At 63.5% G+C, this 16,323-nt stretch carries 12 protein-coding genes; 11 read left to right on the forward strand and 1 reads right to left on the reverse strand.

The genetic code is table 11. The features are described 5' to 3' along the window. The first annotated feature begins 100 nt into the window (after positions 1–100). The 5 genes from TRM7557_RS02895 to TRM7557_RS02915 are packed head-to-tail and all read left to right on the forward strand — an operon-like array spanning position 101 to position 7,335. Positions 101–1,897: an ABC transporter ATP-binding protein gene (locus TRM7557_RS02895; protein ID WP_058288699.1), complete on the forward strand. Its 1,797-nt coding sequence runs from the start codon at positions 101–103 to the stop codon at positions 1,895–1,897. Then, complete coding sequence (locus TRM7557_RS02900; protein WP_058288700.1) at positions 1,890–3,806, forward strand: ABC transporter substrate-binding protein; 1,917 nt, start codon at positions 1,890–1,892, stop codon at positions 3,804–3,806. The genes TRM7557_RS02895 and TRM7557_RS02900 overlap by 8 nt, the downstream gene beginning before the upstream one ends. Then, entirely contained in the window at positions 3,806–4,834 is a 1,029-nt protein-coding gene (locus TRM7557_RS02905) for an ABC transporter permease (protein WP_058288701.1), read from the forward strand. The genes TRM7557_RS02900 and TRM7557_RS02905 overlap by 1 nt, the downstream gene beginning before the upstream one ends. Next, positions 4,831–5,979 (forward strand): ABC transporter permease, encoded by a 1,149-nt coding sequence (locus tag TRM7557_RS02910; RefSeq protein ID WP_058288702.1) that lies wholly within the window; start codon positions 4,831–4,833, stop codon positions 5,977–5,979. The genes TRM7557_RS02905 and TRM7557_RS02910 overlap by 4 nt, the downstream gene beginning before the upstream one ends. A gap of 9 nt (positions 5,980–5,988) precedes the next feature. After that, positions 5,989–7,335, forward strand: a complete 1,347-nt coding sequence (locus tag TRM7557_RS02915; protein ID WP_058288703.1) for a CoA transferase — start codon at positions 5,989–5,991, stop codon at positions 7,333–7,335. A 171-nt stretch (positions 7,336–7,506) separates the two neighbouring features. Here TRM7557_RS02915 and TRM7557_RS02920 read toward each other — a convergent pair whose 3' ends face one another. After that, positions 7,507–9,846: a mechanosensitive ion channel family protein gene (locus tag TRM7557_RS02920; RefSeq protein WP_235811381.1), complete on the reverse strand. Its 2,340-nt coding sequence runs from the start codon at positions 9,844–9,846 to the stop codon at positions 7,507–7,509. A 383-nt stretch (positions 9,847–10,229) separates the two neighbouring features. Between TRM7557_RS02920 and TRM7557_RS02925 the strand changes: the two genes are divergently transcribed. Genes TRM7557_RS02925 through TRM7557_RS02950 form a run of 6 tightly spaced genes read left to right on the forward strand, consistent with a single transcriptional unit; the run spans position 10,230 to position 16,314 of the window. Next, complete coding sequence (locus TRM7557_RS02925) at positions 10,230–11,462, forward strand: glycosyltransferase family protein (protein ID WP_235811382.1); 1,233 nt, start codon at positions 10,230–10,232, stop codon at positions 11,460–11,462. After that, positions 11,459–12,712, forward strand: a complete 1,254-nt coding sequence (locus tag TRM7557_RS02930; RefSeq protein ID WP_058288704.1) for a glycosyltransferase family 4 protein — start codon at positions 11,459–11,461, stop codon at positions 12,710–12,712. The genes TRM7557_RS02925 and TRM7557_RS02930 overlap by 4 nt, the downstream gene beginning before the upstream one ends. A gap of 38 nt (positions 12,713–12,750) precedes the next feature. Beyond that, positions 12,751–13,821, forward strand: a complete 1,071-nt coding sequence (locus TRM7557_RS02935; RefSeq protein WP_235811383.1) for a glycosyltransferase family 4 protein — start codon at positions 12,751–12,753, stop codon at positions 13,819–13,821. Further along, positions 13,821–14,420 carry a histidine phosphatase family protein gene (locus TRM7557_RS02940; RefSeq protein ID WP_058288706.1) on the forward strand — a complete coding sequence of 200 codons (600 nt, stop codon included), beginning with the start codon at positions 13,821–13,823 and terminating at the stop codon, positions 14,418–14,420. The genes TRM7557_RS02935 and TRM7557_RS02940 overlap by 1 nt, the downstream gene beginning before the upstream one ends. Next, a complete protein-coding gene (locus tag TRM7557_RS02945; RefSeq protein ID WP_058288707.1) occupies positions 14,417–15,553 on the forward strand; it encodes a glycosyltransferase family protein in 1,137 nt (378 codons plus the stop codon). Before TRM7557_RS02940 ends, TRM7557_RS02945 begins: the two co-directional genes overlap by 4 nt. Continuing rightward, a complete protein-coding gene (locus TRM7557_RS02950; protein ID WP_058288708.1) occupies positions 15,550–16,314 on the forward strand; it encodes a polysaccharide deacetylase family protein in 765 nt (254 codons plus the stop codon). Before TRM7557_RS02945 ends, TRM7557_RS02950 begins: the two co-directional genes overlap by 4 nt. The last annotated feature ends 9 nt before the right edge of the window (positions 16,315–16,323 follow it).

The raw sequence follows: 16,323 nt of genomic DNA on the forward strand, positions 1-16,323 counted from the left end.
ACATTTGACTAAACGGGCAGCCTCGCGCGAAGGTAGCTCAAAAAAAGGGAGACACCGTATCACCATGACTTTGCGCCATTCCTTCGCCCGGCACGGCTGAATGCAGCCACTTTTGTCGGTCGAAAACCTCTCGATCGGTTTTGGGAAATCCGAACCGGTTGTCAGAGATGTGAACTTCTCGGTTTCCGCCGGGGAGACATTGGCGCTGGTCGGGGAAAGCGGATCGGGCAAGACAATCTCTTGCCGCGCCCTGTTGCAGATCCTGCCGCGTGCGGCCCAGATCCGCTCGGGGCGGATGCTGTTCAACCCCAATGGCGATCCCGTTGACCTTGCCACGCTGAGCAGCCGCAAGCTGCGCCATATTCGCGGCAACCGCATTGCGATGATCTTTCAGGAACCCATGCGGTCGCTGTCGCCGCTGCATAAGATCGGCAATCAGGTGGCCGAGGCGCTGAAACTGCATGGCCGGATTTCGGACAGCGACGCCAAGCGCCGCGTGCTGGAGCAATTCGAACGCGTCGGCTTCCCCAATCCCGACCGCACCTGGCGGTCCTATCCCTTTGAACTCTCTGGCGGAATGCGTCAGCGCGCGATGATCGCCATGGCCATGGTGGCCAAGCCCGACCTGCTGATCGCCGACGAACCGACAACCGCGCTGGATGTGACCACACAGGCGCAGGTGCTGGGGCTGATGAAAGAGCTGCAGCAGGAAACCGGCATGGCGATGATCCTCGTCACCCATGATCTGGGCGTTGTGGCCAATATGGCCGAACAGGTCGTGGTCATGCACAAAGGCCGGGTGATGGAGGCAGGCCCCGCCGCCCCGATCCTGCGCGCCCCCGCACACCCCTATACGCAGAAACTGTTCCACGCCGCGCCCAAGATCCCCGATCCGGTGGCCCAGGACCGCCCCGTGGAACGGGATCTGATCCTTGAAATGCGCGATGTGGCCAAGACCTTTACCATGCGCGCAGGCAAGGCCTGGGCCGCACCACAGAAGGTGCAGGCCTGTGCCGGGCTCGACTTTTCCCTCCCGCGCGGCAAGACACTGGCGATCGTTGGCGAAAGTGGCTCGGGCAAAACCACCGCCGCCCGCATCGCCCTGGGGGCCGAGGCCCCGGACGCAGGTGGGCAGGTTCTGTTCCGCCCCACGCCCGATGCCACCCCGGTGGCCGTCCACCGCATGGACCGCAAACAACGCCGCGCCTTCCAGCGCGAGGCGCAGATGGTATTCCAGGACCCCTACTCCTCGCTCAGCCCGCGTATGCGCATCCTTGATACGCTCAGCGAACCTTTGGAAATTCACGACATTGGCGGCGCTTCTGAACGCCGGGACCGCGCGGGTGAGATGCTGAAGATGGTTGGCCTGCCAACGGACATGCTGTTGCGGTTTCCACATGCGTTTTCGGGCGGCCAGCGCCAGCGCCTGTCGATTGCCCGCGCACTGATGCTGAACCCCAGCCTGCTGATCTGTGACGAACCCACCTCGGCGCTGGATGTGTCGGTGCAGGACCAGATCCTGAGCCTTCTGGAAGACATCCGCGACGCGCAGAACCTGTCGTATTTGTTCATCAGCCACGACCTCGCCGTGGTGGCGCGCATCGCCGATGAGGTTGCAGTGATGCGCCGCGGGCTGGTTGTGGAACAAGCGCCTCCAGAAGAGCTTTTCCATAATCCCAATCATCCCTATACGAAGGCGCTGATTGCCGCCCAGCCGACGCCGGACGTCAATCGCCCGATTAATCTCAAGCTTGTGGCCCAGGGGGCCGGCAGCCCAGAGCACTGGCCGGAACAATTCCGGTTCAAAGGCTCGGATGCGCCGCCCCTCGTGGCCATGAGCCCCGACAAAGGATCTGAGGCCACGGCCTCAGGACATAAGGTGCGCTGCCATGTTTGATGCCCCCCGTTCCCTACTTGCCCTCGCTGCGACCTGCATGCTCGCCCCACTGACCGCCCTTGCAGGCCCAACCCTGCAGGAAAGCGAATTCTGGAAAGCCGAAGTTGACCTGGGCCACCTGCCTGCCATTGGCGACCGCCTGCCAGAGGTGCCGCTGGTTGTGGATCTGGAAACCAAGGGTCGCACGCTGGGGGTTCAGGGCGGCACGCTCAACACCATGGTCACCCGCTCCAAGGACATCCGTCAGATGGTGGTCTATGGCTATGCCCGCCTCGTTGGGTTCAATGAAAACTACGAACTGGTGCCGGATATTCTGGAAAGCTTCGAGGAAGAGGCCAACCGCAAGTTCACCCTGCGCCTGCGCCCCGGCCACAAATGGTCCAATGGCGATGCCTTCACCTCGGCTGACTTTGAATACTGGTGGAAACACATCGCCAACAATGACCAGCTGACCCCGACCGGCCCCGATGATTTCCTGCGCATCCATGGGGAGTTGCCACAGGTCAGCTTCCCGGACGCCACAACCGTTGTCTTCGAATGGTCCCAGCCCAATCCGAACTTCCTGCAAACGCTGGCGCAGGCCGTGCCGCCGTTTATCTACCGCCCGTCGAACTATCTGAAACAGTTCCATCAGGATTTTGCTTCGGCCGCTGATCTGCAGGGCGAAATCGACTATGCCCGCGTCAAAAGCTGGGCCGCGCTGCACAACAAACGGGACAATATGTCGAAGTTCGACAATCCCGACCTGCCAACGCTGCAGCCCTGGATCAATGCCACCGCCGGCAAGAAGATCCGCCACCAGTTTGTCCGCAACCCCTACTACCATCGCATCGACAGCAATGGCGTGCAGCTTCCCTATATCGACACCGTCGAGATGGAGATTGTCGCCGGTGGTCTGGTCGCCGCAAAATCCAACGCAGGCGAGGCCGAGTTGCAGGCGCGCGGTCTTGATTTCCGCGACATTCCGATCCTGCGCAAAGGCGAGGCCGCGGGCGATTACCGCACCCAGCTGTGGTCCAATGGCACAGCCTCGCAGATCGCGATCTATCCAAACCTGAACACCGCCGACCCGGTCTGGCGCGACCTGTTCCGCGACGTCCGCGTGCGCCGCGCGCTGTCGGTTGCGATCAACCGCGCGGCCATCAACAAATCGCTCTATTTCAAACTGGCCAAGCCCGGCGCCATGACGGTGCTGGAACAAAGCCCCTTCTTCGACCAGTCCCTGCGCGACGCCTGGGCGCAATATGACCCAGCGATGGCCAATAAACTGCTGGACGAAGCAGGGCTGGCCGAAAAAGACGGCTATGGCATTCGCAAACTGCCCGACGGCCGCCCGATGGAGCTGGTGATTGAAACCGCAGGCGAACGCCAAGAGGTTGAAAACGCGTTGCAAATCATCACCGACGACTGGCGCGACGTGGGGGTAAAACTGATCATGCGCCCCTTGGATCGGGACATTATGCGCAACCGCGTGTTCTCGGGGTCGTCGATGGCGTCGGTGTGGTTCGGCTGGGACAATGGCCTGCCGCAGTCCTATACCTCGCCGATCTACCTCGCGCCGACCGATCAGGTGTTTTATTCGTGGCCCAAGTGGGGCCAGCATTACCAGACCGGCGGTCTGGCAGGCGAAGCGCCTGATCTGGTGCCCGCCATGCGTCTGATGGAGCTGCTGGAAGAGTGGAACAATGCCACAGACGCCAATGGCCGCGCCGCCGCCTGGCGCGAGATGCTGAAGATCCATGCCGAAAATGTCTTTGCCATTGGCATTGTGGCCGGCGCGCCGCAGCCGGTGGTGGTTTCGCACAAGCTGCGCAATGTGCCGGAAAAAGGCATCTGGGCCTGGGATCCCGGCGCCCATTTCGGCGTCCATCGCCCGGATGAATTTTACTTCGAAGGTGGCGACGGCTAATGGAAATTCTGCGCTACGCGATCTACCGCTTTGGCACCATGCTGCTGACGCTCCTTGTGGTGTCAGTGCTGATCTTCTGGATCATCAACCTGCCACCGGGGGACTATCTGTCCAACCAGATCGCCGAATTCCGCGCTTCGGGTCAGGAAAGCCTTGTCGCCAAGGCTGAATTTCTGCGGCAGGAATATGCGCTCGATAAACCGCTGTGGCAGCAATATCTGATCTGGATGGGCTTCCTGCCCGGCCCGCACGGGTTTTCCGGCATGCTGCAGGGCAATTTCGGCTGGTCGTTTGAGTTTGACCGCCCCGTAAGTGAAATCGTCGGCGACAGCCTGTGGCTGACGGTTCTGGTGAACCTCGCGGCGGTGCTGTTTGTCTATATGGTGGCCCTGCCCCTTGGTGTGATCGCCGCGGCCAAGTCGCGCACCATGATCGACTATACGGCTGCCTTCATTGGCTATCTGGGCCTTGCCACGCCGAACTTCCTGCTGGCGCTGATCCTGTTTTACTATGGCAATAAACACCTTGGCCTGCCCATTGGCGGCCTCATGGCGCCGGAATATGAAGGCATGCCGATGAGCTGGGACAAGGTGAAATCCATCCTGCTGCATCTGATCGTGCCGACCTTTGTCATCGGCACCTCTGGGGCCTCGGCAATGATGCAGCGGCTGCGCGCCAATATGCTGGATGAGCTGGGCAAGCCTTACGTCGAAACCGCCGTGGCCAAGGGCATGCGCCCCAGCCGGATGCTGGCGAAATACCCGCTGCGGGTGGCCTTCAACCCCTTTGTCGCTGACATCGGCAACCTGCTGCCATCGATGGTGTCGGGGTCGGTTCTGGTCTCGGTCGTTCTGGGGTTGCAGACCATTGGCCCGGTGCTGTTGCAGGCACTGAAAAGCCAGGACATGTTCCTGTCGGGCTTTGTTTTGATGTTCGTCGCCCTGCTCACGCTGATCGGCACCATGATTTCCGATGTGCTTCTGGTCCTTCTGGACCCGCGCATCCGCTATGAGGGGCGCGACGGATGACCCAAGACAACCGCTACGTCGATGACGCCCCCTTTGACGCCGACGCTTCGCTGCGCGAGGTGGAGCGCAAGGATCTCGACGCGCCCAATTGGCTGCTGGTGTGGCGCAAGTTCCGCACCCACAAGCTGGGGCTGATTTCCGGCATCTTCCTGCTGTTCTGCTATCTGATGCTGCCCTTTGTGGGCTTTGTCGCGCCTTACGGGCCAAACGAACGCGACGCCGAACATCTGTTCACCCCACCGCAAAGCATCCATCTGTTCCACGAGGGTGAATTCCTCGGCCCGTTCATTTATCCGCTGACATCCGAGGCGGATATGGAGACGTTTCAGTGGATCGTGAAACCGGATCTTGAGACCCCCAAGCAGATCGAGTTTTTCTGCGAAGGCAGCAAATACCACATCGCGGGGCTGATCCCGTCGCGCACACATCTGTTCTGTGCCCCCGATGGGGCGACCCTGTTCCTCTGGGGGTCTGACCGCCTTGGGCGCGATATCTTCTCGCGTATTCTGTACGGCGCGCAGCTGTCGCTGACGGTGGGCCTGATCGGCATCACCGTGTCCTTTGTGCTGGGTATTTTCTTTGGCTCTGTTGCAGGCTATTTCGGCGGGCGCATCGACTGGGTCATCAACCGGGTGATCGAGGTGCTGCGGTCGCTGCCGGAACTGCCGCTGTGGCTGGCGCTGTCGGCAGCGGTGCCGTCGAACTGGTCGCCGGTGGCGGTGTTTTTCATCATCTCCATTATCCTCGGCATTCTGGATTGGCCGGGGCTGGCGCGATCCGTGCGCGCCAAGTTTCTGTCCCTGCGCGAGGAAGAATACGTCCGCGCCGCGGAAATGATGGGGGCGTCCTCGGGGCGAGTGATCCGCAAGCACCTGTTGCCGAACTTCATGAGCCACCTCATTGCCTCGGCCACGCTGTCGATCCCGGCGATGATTTTGGGCGAAACCGCGCTGTCGTTCCTTGGGCTGGGGCTGCGCGCGCCTGCGGTCAGTTGGGGGGTGATGCTGAACGACGCGCAGAACCTTGCCAGCATTGAGATCTACCCGTGGACTGCAATTCCGATGCTGCCTATCATCGTGATTGTTTTAGCCTTTAATTTCTTAGGCGACGGGCTGCGCGACAGTCTGGACCCCTACCAGCAATAGGATTTTCCCATGGCCCTGCTCCGTGCCCTTCCCACGCCCGATCAATTTCAGATCACAGGGGAGGGGCGCTATGACAGCGCCTTTGCGGTCACGGATCTGGCAAATGCCTCAGTCGGCGCGGTCGGGGTGGCGCTGGCGGATCTGGTTGCGGCGCTGAACCTTGCCCCCAGCCGCCCCGAGGTCACCGTCGACCAGCGGCTGGCGTCCCTGTGGTTCAAATACAGTTTTCGCGCGGTGGGGTGGGAGGTTCCCGATCTTTGGGATCCGATCGCCGGGAACTACCAGACCCGCGACGGCTGGATCCGGTTGCACACCAACCTGCCCCACCACCGCGATGCGGCGCTGTCGGTTTTGGGCTGTGCGGGCAATCGCGAGGCCGTGACTGAGGCCGTTCTGACATGGGACCGCGACGCGCTGGAGACCGCAGTGGTCGCCAACGGTGGGGTCGCCGCCGCCATGCGCAGCCGTGCCGAGTGGCTGGCGCATCCGCAGGGGCAAGCCCTGGCGCAGGAGCCGCTGATTGATTGGACATCCCCGCGGAGCGTGACCCTTCGCGCGCGCCCGGAGGCGACGCTGGCGCGTCCCCTGGCCGGGTTGCGGGTGCTCGATCTGACGCGCGTGCTGGCCGGTCCGGTCAGCACCCGCACGCTGGCCGGGTTCGGCGCCGATGTTCTGCGCATTGACCCGCCCGGTTGGGACGAGCCGGGCGTGCTGCAGGATATCACGCTGGGCAAGCGGATGGGCGTTCTGGATCTGAAGTCAGAGACCGGCCTTGACCGTTTGAAAGAGCTGTTGGCGGAGGCTGATGTGCTGATCCATGGCTATCGCCCCGATGCGCTGGAGGCTTTGGGGTTGGGGGCAGAGGTCCGCGACGCACTCGCGCCGAACCGGTTGGACGTGACGCTCGATGCCTATGGCTGGACCGGGCCCTGGGCCAAGCGACGCGGCTTTGACAGTCTGGTGCAGATGAGCGCTGGGATCTCTGATGCCGGACGCATCTGGGCCGGTGCTGAGGGGCCGCATCCTTTGCCGGTGCAGGCGCTGGATCACGCGACAGGGTACCTCATGGCCGCCGCCTGTCTGAGCGCACTGGCAGCCGCCGCGCGCGGCGAACCCGTGGCAACAGCGCGGCTGTCGCTGGCGCGCACGGCAGAGACACTGGCCGCGCTGTCTGATACGGCAGAAGGCCCGGTCCTGACCGGCGCGGAGGATCGGGATTTCACCCTGCCCGAGCGCAGCGGCTGGGGGCTGGCAGAGCGGCTGACGCCTCCGCTTGCGCTTTTGGGATGTCAGATGTCCTGGCAACACGCCGCAGGACCGGTGGGGCGCAACCCCGCTGCCTGGGGGGGCAAATAGACTTGCAGAACGGCTTCCGGATGGACCTTTTGCGTTCGACCGAAAGGGCGCCCTCTGGCTTCACCCCTGCTGTCCCGGCCGCCCGCTGGCTGAGCGGTTTCGCTTTGGGCTTTGCCCAAAGCGACCAGCGCCGCGCGCGCCCGATGGGCGCGCGCGGCGCTGCCTCCCGGTTTAGTCACCGCCCTCATTGGCTTCCATGAATTCGTCTTCAATGGCAGGCTGCGCGGCGCCCATGGCGGCGTCCCGCTGCGCAGGTGTCATGCCCTTTTCCGTGCTGTCGACCACGCGCACCGTGACCTCGCGGTGGGCGAATTTGATGCCTTCGCGTTCAAACAGATCGCGGATTTCCTGGAACACCTTCTTGCGCACCAGCCACTGATCCCCCGGCTTGGTCATGAACTTGACCCGGATGATCATCGCGCTGTCCTGCATTTCGATCACACCCTGAGACTTCAGCGGCTGGATAAAGTTGTGGCCGATCACCTCGTCTGTCAGCAGCTCCTGTCCCAGTTTCTTGATCAGCTTGCGCACCTTCTCGACGTCGGTGTCATAGGTCACGCGCAACGGCAGCTTCATGATCACCCAGTCGCGCGAATAGTTCGTCAGAACCTGAATTTCGCCAAAGGGGATCGTGTGCAGCGCGCCCAGATGGTGGCGCAGCTGGAACGACCGGACCGAGATCTTCTCGACCGTGCCTTTCACGTTGCCAATGTCGATATATTCGCCGCGCCGGAAGGCATCATCCAGCAGGAAGAACGCCCCCGAGAAAATATCACGCACAAGGGTCTGAGAGCCAAAGCCCACCGCCAGACCAACCACACCGGCACCGGCAAACAGCGGGCTGACATTGATCCCGATCTCCATCAGCACAATCAGAATGATGGTCACGATCACCACCGCCAGAATGGCCCCCCGGAACAAGGGCAGCAGCGTCGCCAGACGGCTGGCGCTGGCGCCCCCCCCTTCGTCGCCCAGTTCGCCCTCTTCCTCGTCCTGTTCTTCTTCGGCGATTTTGCTGTCGATCCAGATCCGCGCCATGTGGAAGACGATATAGCCGATAAACAGCACGGCGATCACATCCAGCGCCCGGTCCATGACCGAATTCGGCGCCACCTCAAAATCCGGGTTCCAGACAAAGATCAGCGCAATCGCACCGGCGAGAAAGCCCAGAATGCTCGCCGCCCGTTGCGCCAGCGCCTTGAAGGTGGCGATCGGATGGGCGGGCCGGTCAGAGGCCATCACATCCCCCTCTGCCACGTCGCCGTCCTCAAGGGTGTCCAGCACCTCGACCTGCGGCACCGCGCGGCGGGCAAAATAGACCTCGATCAGGTAATTGATCACGCCGTACACCACAAAGACGCACATCATCACCATATAAAGCCCGGCGGTCGGCGGCAGGGATACCGGGCGATCCAGCACCAGATCAAACGCCAGTTCCAGCCAGCCAAAGACCAGATACGCCACCATCAGCGGCGCCCAGGCGAGCGAGAAAATCCGCAGAAACAGCGGGCAGTCAGATTTATCCATGCCGCCGCGGATCGCATTGGAAATGAACCGTCCGTTGATCAGCACCCCCAGCACATTCAGCAGGGTCGAGGCCAGCATCAGGCAGCCATAGACCATGGCCGACACCAGATTGTTCAGGCCAAAATCCATCACCCAGGTGGAAAACAGCACCGCGCAGATATCAAAAACCGCCAGCCCCGACGCCCAGTAGAACATCCGCTTGGCGGCGCGGTCGGAAAAGACCGGGATCCGGTATTGCGACAGGAACGGCGACAGCACCATACGCCACAGATCAGAGGCCGTGCGCCCCAGGAAATAGGCCGTATAGATCGCCAGCGCCGTCAACTCGATCGAAGTATCGCCAGAGGGGCCAAAAATCACCATGGTGACAAGGAAGGCAAACAGCATGCCAAACAGCGTGCCGCCCATACCCGCAAAGAAGCGCACCACCAAGAACGGCATCTTTTCGGCGTAGCCTTCGGGCTTTTCCTTGATCCGCGCGACCACAAACCGGCGCACCAGACGCTTGCCGTAGATTTCGGTGGTCACCCACCGGCCAATCGCCAGGAACAGAACGCTCCAGCCCAGCACTTTGGCATAGGCCATAATGGTCCCATCGGGGCTGGTGGCGCGCAGGATATAGGCCACTTCGCGCAGCGCATTGGGCAGTGCCTCAAGCCGCTGGTTCAAGGCTTCGCGAAAGGCTTTGACCTCGGATTGCGCCATCATCATGGCCGAAGACTCACCCTCCTTTTCCACCGGCGCTTCGTCCTGCGGCTCTGCGGCTTCAAGCGGGCGGCCGGTGCTGTCGACCACGATCACCCCGACGCCACTGTCAGCCGCCTTGCGGATGGCTTCGGCCAATGCGTCCGCGTCGCTCTCTTGGGCGAGGCTCGACAGTGGCAGCAACACTGCAAATGCCACAGCCAAAACACAGGCCATAAAACGGGCCAAGACGCGGGCTGACAAACCGGCCAAAAGATTTGCAATCTGTTTATGTTTCATGTCCGAAACTTCCATCTTTCCGTGTGCCAGAACGGCAGCGTGCCAAATCTAGCGCAATTCTTGAAATTCGGTCGCATTTCAAATTCAGGTGATATCGGTTTGATTGCATGTTTTTGGGCTGCGGGCTATATCGTGCTGAAGAACCGCCCGTTTTTTGTGACCCAAGTGGTGCTTGCGATCCTGTGTGATGTGCAAAAGCCAAAGCGAACAATCGGGGCGGGAAAGATCCAAAAGCAGCCAGCCGACCCCAAACCGGGCGCTGCCAGTACCGAGGCACACCATGGGCGCATTCCAACGGGCTTCCGTTCCTATGCCACTGTCCACCCCCGCCTGTTTCGCGGCGCAGGGGACGGCCTCAGCTTTGCTGGACTAAAATGCCCGACATGCCAAAGTCCGATATGCCGCAAGCCAACGCCGCCAGCAGCCCCATCAAACGGGGCGCACGGATCCTGTTTTACAGCCATGACACCTTTGGCCTTGGCCACCTGCGTCGCTCGCGGGCGCTGGCCGGGGCGATCACGGCAGCGGATCCTTCGGCCTCGGCGATGATCCTCACCGGCTCTCCGGTGGCGGGGCGCTTTGCCTTTCCGACCCGCGTCGACCACATGCGCCTGCCCGGTGTGATCAAACGCGCCGATGGCTCTTATGCCTCGCGCACCATGGGGATGAGCATTGAGGAAACCACCGAAATGCGCGCCGGGCTGATCCGCTCCACCGCCGAACAGTTCGACCCCGATGTGCTGGTTGTCGACAAGGAACCCACCGGGTTCCGCGGCGAGCTGCTGCCGACGCTTGATATGCTGCAGGAACGCGGCAAGGCACAGCTGGTGCTGGGCCTGCGCGATGTGCTGGATGAACCCGAGGTGCTGCGCGCCGAATGGGACCGCAAATGGGCGCTGGATGCGGCCGAACGCTATTATCACGAGATCTGGGTCTATGGCCTGCGCAGCATCTATGACCCGACGCAGGGCTTGGATCTGTCGGAAGATGCGCAGGCGCGCATGCATTGGACCGGCTACCTGCGCCGCGATCTGGGCGAGGTCGGCGCGCCGCCGGAACAGCCCTATGTGCTGATCACCCCCGGGGGCGGCGGCGATGGCGCAATGATGGTGGATCTTGTCCTGTCCGCTTACGAACGTGACCCCACCCTCGCGCCGCGCGCGGTGCTGGTCTACGGCCCCTTCCTGTCCGGCGACACCCGCGCCGCCTTTGAGGAACGCGTCGCCCGCCTTGAAGGCCGCGTCACCGCCGTTGGCTTTGAGTCCGAAATCGAAACCCTGTTTGCAGGCGCGCAGGGCGTCGTCTGCATGGGCGGGTACAATACCTTCTGCGAGGTTCTGTCCTTTGACAAACCCGCCGTGATCGTGCCCCGCACCACGCCGCGTCTGGAGCAGTGGATCCGTGCCAGCCGCGCCGAAGAGCTCGGCCTTGTGACCATGCTGGACGAGACCCGCGACGGCTGGACACCCGAAGCCATGGTGCGCGCCATTCGTGCATTGGAAAAACAGCCCGCGCCCTCGACCGCAATTCGGAACGGCCTGCTGGATGGGCTCGAATATGTGACCGAACGGATCTCTGCCCTGCTGGCAAATCAATCCCGGAAAGCTGCGGAATGACACGTCCCACTCTTGCCGTCCTGGTCAAGGGCTGGCCCCGCCTGTCCGAAACCTTCATTGCGCAGGAACTGGTCGCGCTCGAAGCTGCGGGCCAAGAATTTGAAATCTGGTCCCTGCGCCATCCCACCGACAAGAAACGTCACCCCCTGCACGACCGTCTGCAGGCGCGGGTGAACTACCTGCCGGAATACCTGTATCAGGAACAGGACCGTGTGGCCGCCGCCCGTGACGCTGCCCGCGCCCTTCCCGGATATGGCGCGGCCTATAAAATCTGGCGCGAGGACCTGAAACGCGACCCGACCCACAACCGCATCCGCCGCTTTGGGCAAGCCTGCGTACTGGCGGCGGAAGCCCCGGCCGAGGTTCTGGGGCTTTATTCCCATTTTCTGCACACGCCGTCCTCCGTTGCGCGCTATGCCGCGATCATGCGCGGTCTACCGTGGAGCTTTTCAGCCCACGCCAAGGACATCTACACCTCCCCCGAGTGGGAGCTGCGCGAAAAGCTGGCGACCCGCAGCCATGGCGCGGTCTTTGGGGCCACCTGCACCGCGTTCAATGCCGAACATCTGCGCAGCCTGTCGGATGGGACGCCGGTGGATCTGGTCTACCACGGGCTGGATCTCAGCCGGTTCCCGGAACCGCCGACCCGCAGCTTGCGTGCCCCGGATGCCCCGTTTCAGATGATGTCCGTCGGCCGACTGGTCGAGAAAAAGGGCTTTGACCGGCTGATCGCCGCCTTCGCCCAGCTGCCTGCCGATCTGGACTGGCACTGGACCCATATTGGCGGCGGCGGGTTGAAAGACCTGCTTGAAGGTATAGCCGAAGATCACGGCGTCGCAGACCGCATCACCTGGCGCGGGGCTTGCGACCAGCCTGAGGTGATTGACGCCATGCGCGCCGCCGATCTGTTTGTGCTGCCCTCGCGCATTGCCGAAGACGGCGACCGCGACGGTCTGCCCAATGTGCTGATGGAGGCCGCCTCCCAAGGGTTGCCGATCCTGTCGACGCCTGTCTCTGCGATCCCCGAATTCATCACCAGCGGCACCCACGGTCTCCTGTCGGAAGACGCGCCCGAGGCGCTGGCCGCGGCCCTGACCCAAATGGCCCGCGACCCCGCAGGCTGCCGCACCATGGCCGATGCCGCCTTGGCCCGTCTGCGGGCGGAATTCCGCATGGACCCCGGCATTGCCCGGCTGGATCAACTGCTGCGCCAGATGCTCGACAGCGCCAGCCATCCCGTCCCCGCATGAGGCGCGGCGCAGGCCATAAGATCGGCTTTTACGCGCCCATGAAATCACCGAACCATCCGGTGCCCTCGGGTGATCGCGAGATGGCGCGGAACCTGATTGCCCTGCTTGAGGGCGAAGGGGCCGAGGTCACGCTGACCTCAGAACTTCGCAGCCACGAGAAACAGGGCGCACTTTCGCGCCAGTCGCAGCTGCGCGCCGAGGCCGAAGCTGACGTTGCGCGCCTTTTGGCAGAGCTGCCCGAGATTTCCCTTTGGGTGACCTATCACAATTACTACAAAGCACCGGATCTGATCGGCCCGCGTGTCGCCGCCGCCCGTGGCATCCCTTATGTGCAAGTGGAAAGCACCCGCGCCAAGAAACGGCTTTCTGGTCCCTGGGCGGGCTTTGCCGAGGCCGCGCATCAGGCCGCCGATGCGGCGGATGTGATTTTCTACCTGACCGAACAGGACCATTTTGCCCTGAACCGCGACCGGGCGCCGAACCAGAAACTGGTGCATCTGCCCCCCTTTCTGCCACAAGACACCCTGCCGCCCGCCAGCACGCTGGACGGCCCCATGCTGGCGGTCGGCATGATGCGCGGCGGTGATAAACTGGCCTCGTATCGTCTTATTGCCGCGGCACTGGCGTGCCTCGACAGCCGGGGGCGGGCGGGCGACTGGCGGCTCTGTGTGGCGGGCGACGGCCCCGCCCGCGCCGAGGTGGAGGCGCTGTTTGCCCCCTTTGGCGCGCATGTGGACCTGCTGGGGCAATTGGACCGCGACGCGCTTGCGGCGGCCTATGGGCAGGCATCGCTGTTCCTCTGGCCCGGCGTGAACGAGGCCTTTGGCATGGTCTATCTGGAAGCGCAGGCCCATGGGCTGCCCGTGGTGGCACAGGACCGCCCCGGCCTGCGTGATGTGCTGGCGCCCAGCGCTCTGCCGCGCCCGGACAAAAGCCAAGGCGCCTTTGCCATGACCCAAGTGATGGAGCATCTGCTGACCACGCCCGAGGCGCGTCACAGCGACGGTGCAGCCGCCCGCGATCACATCGCCGCCCGCCACCTTGCGCCTGCCGCCCGGGACCGGCTGTGGTCCGCGCTCGCGCCGCTCCTGCCCCCAGAGGCCCCGTAATGCCGCACACCCCGATCAAACTGGCCCTGCTGCGCCACGGGCATACCGCCTGGAACCGCGAACACCGCATTCAGGGGCGCAGCGATATCCCGCTGGACGATCAGGCCCGCGCCGATCTGCGCAGCCTGTCACTGCCCGCCCCCTGGGATCAGGCCGACCTCTGGTCCAGCCCGCTGACCCGCGCCTCTGAGACCGCTGAACTAATCGCCGGGCGCAGGCCCAAAACAAGCCCCGCCCTGACCGAGATGAACTGGGGTGACTGGGAAGGCCAGCACGGCGCCCCCCTGCGCGCCGACCCCAGCAGCGGCTTTCGCGATATTGAGAACTGGGGCTGGAACTACCGCCCGCCCAACGGCGAACCCCCGGCCGAGGTCTGGGCCCGGTTGTCTCCCTGGCTTGACGCCCTCACCGAAGATACCGTCGCCGTCTGCCACATCGGCGTCATGCGCATGATCCTTGCCCGCGCCTATGGCTGGAACTTCGACGGCCCCGCCCCCTTTGCCATCAAACGCAACCGCCTGTTTGTCGTGGACCTCTCTGCCGATGGGCTCACCCCCTGGCCCGACCCCATCCGCCTGCCAAAGGAAGACACCCCATGAAGGTCTTGATTGTTGTCACCCATCTTCTGGGCACCGGGCATCTGTCGCGGGGCCTGACCCTGGGCCGTGCCTTCGCGCAGGCCGGTCATCAGGTCACGCTGGCCTCGGGTGGGTTTCCTGCGCCGCAGCTGAACACCGATGGGGTAGAGCTGGTGCAGCTACCACCCTTGCGATCCGACGGCGTGGACTTCTCGCGGCTTTTGACTGCGGAAGGCACCGTCGCGGATCAGGACTATCTGACCCACCGTCAAAGCGCGCTGCTAGGCCTGCTGGATCAGATCCAGCCGGACGTGCTGCTGACCGAACTGTTCCCCTTTGGCCGCCGCTCCCTGCGGGCAGAGTTCCGCGCCCTGCTTGAGGCCGCCCATGCCCTGCCCAAGCGCCCGCTGATCCTGTCGTCGATCCGCGACATCCTTGCCCCGCCCTCCAAGCCCAAGAAAGCCGAACAGGCCGAGGCACTGATAAGCCAGTTCTACGACGGCGTTCTGGTCCATTCGGATCCTGCGACCACCACGCTGGACGCCAGCTGGCCGGTGACGCCTGCGCTGGCTGAAAAGCTGATCTACACCGGCTATGTCGCGCCCCCAGCCGCGATCCCCCATCCCGACAACCTCGGCGCGGGCGAAATCCTCGTCAGCGCGGGGGGGGGTGATGTGGGCGATGCACTCTTTGCCTGCGCCATTGAAGCCGCCAAGCAGATGCCCGACCACCGCGTCCGTCTGCTGGTGGGAGGCCGCGACGCGCAGGCGCGGATTGCGCGGCTGGCGGATCCGAGCTCGCCCGCCGTTCTGGAACCCGCCCGCCCCGATTTCCGCCAGATGCTGCCCCATGCTGCGGCCTCTGTCAGCATGTGCGGCTACAACACCGCGCTGGATCTGCTGCAGGCGGGCACGCCGTCGGTCTTTGTCCCCTTTGATGCGGGCAATGAGGTGGAACAGGGTCTGCGCGCCCGCAGTCTCGCCGAACTGCCGGGATTTGTCGTGTCCCCCGCCGCTGCGCTCACGCCGGACCGCCTGTGCGAGGCCATCACCTCAGCTATGCGTCAGCCGCAACGCGACGTCCACAACTTCAGGTTTGACGGCGCGACCCAAAGCGTGGAGATTGCAGAAAAACGAATGAAGGACCGCCAATGACTGCCGATTGGTCTCCCCTCGACCGCGAATTGCAAATGTGGCAGCAGCAGGGACTGCACCTGCCGCTGTGGTGGCGCGATGATGACGCCACCGAACCAAGCGAAGCCCTTGGCCGCCTGGACGCCATGGCCCGTCAGTTTGATCTGCCGGTGCATCTGGCGGTGATCCCAAAATCGGCCGCCCCGTCGCTGGTGGACGCCGTGGGCGCCTCGGCGCATCTGCTGCCGGTTGTGCATGGCTGGGCCCATAAGAACCACGCTCCCAAAGACCAGAAGAAAGCCGAATTTGGCGCCTCGCGCCCTGTCGAAGACGCCCTCTCCGAGGCAGAAGCCGGTCTCACACAGCTGCGCGAGATGTTTGGCGACGCCCTTCTGCCGCTGTTTGTACCGCCCTGGAACCGGGTCTCGGCAGATCTGCTGCCGTGGATGGCCGGCGCAGGCTTTGGCGCGATTTCAACCTATGGGCCACGGAAAACACGGCTCGCCGCGCCGGGGCTGGAACAGGTCAACACCCATGTCGACCCGATCGACTGGCACGGCAGCCGCAGCCTGCTGTCGCTGGACGGGCTGGTGGCCCGGATCACGGACCAGCTGGCCGACCGCCGCGAAGGCCGCAGCGACCGGCTGGAGCCCTTTGGCCTCCTGACCCACCATCTGGCCCATGACACGGCGATCTGGGGGTTCTGCGAAACCCTCATCGACAAGCTCCTGAGCGGCCCCGCCCGCCCCTGGCACTACGACGCCCGTATTCCGCACACCTAAGGACATCCC

Origin of the sequence: Tritonibacter multivorans (genome assembly GCF_001458415.1) — a bacterium.
In the GTDB taxonomy this organism is placed as follows: domain Bacteria; phylum Pseudomonadota; class Alphaproteobacteria; order Rhodobacterales; family Rhodobacteraceae; genus Epibacterium; species Epibacterium multivorans.

Bases quoted from the DNA above. Each gene is read 5' to 3' on its own strand.
- TRM7557_RS02895 (WP_058288699.1), top strand. From the start codon at position 101: ATGCAGCCACTTTTGTCGGTCGAAAACCTCTCGATCGGTTTTGGGAAA.
- TRM7557_RS02900 (WP_058288700.1), top strand. From the start codon at position 1,890: ATGTTTGATGCCCCCCGTTCCCTACTTGCCCTCGCTGCGACCTGCATG.
- TRM7557_RS02905 (WP_058288701.1), top strand. From the start codon at position 3,806: ATGGAAATTCTGCGCTACGCGATCTACCGCTTTGGCACCATGCTGCTG.
- TRM7557_RS02910 (WP_058288702.1), top strand. From the start codon at position 4,831: ATGACCCAAGACAACCGCTACGTCGATGACGCCCCCTTTGACGCCGAC.
- TRM7557_RS02915 (WP_058288703.1), top strand. From the start codon at position 5,989: ATGGCCCTGCTCCGTGCCCTTCCCACGCCCGATCAATTTCAGATCACA.
- TRM7557_RS02920 (WP_235811381.1), bottom strand. From the start codon at position 9,846: ATGAAACATAAACAGATTGCAAATCTTTTGGCCGGTTTGTCAGCCCGC.
- TRM7557_RS02925 (WP_235811382.1), top strand. From the start codon at position 10,230: ATGCCAAAGTCCGATATGCCGCAAGCCAACGCCGCCAGCAGCCCCATC.
- TRM7557_RS02930 (WP_058288704.1), top strand. From the start codon at position 11,459: ATGACACGTCCCACTCTTGCCGTCCTGGTCAAGGGCTGGCCCCGCCTG.
- TRM7557_RS02935 (WP_235811383.1), top strand. From the start codon at position 12,751: ATGAAATCACCGAACCATCCGGTGCCCTCGGGTGATCGCGAGATGGCG.
- TRM7557_RS02940 (WP_058288706.1), top strand. From the start codon at position 13,821: ATGCCGCACACCCCGATCAAACTGGCCCTGCTGCGCCACGGGCATACC.
- TRM7557_RS02945 (WP_058288707.1), top strand. From the start codon at position 14,417: ATGAAGGTCTTGATTGTTGTCACCCATCTTCTGGGCACCGGGCATCTG.
- TRM7557_RS02950 (WP_058288708.1), top strand. From the start codon at position 15,550: ATGACTGCCGATTGGTCTCCCCTCGACCGCGAATTGCAAATGTGGCAG.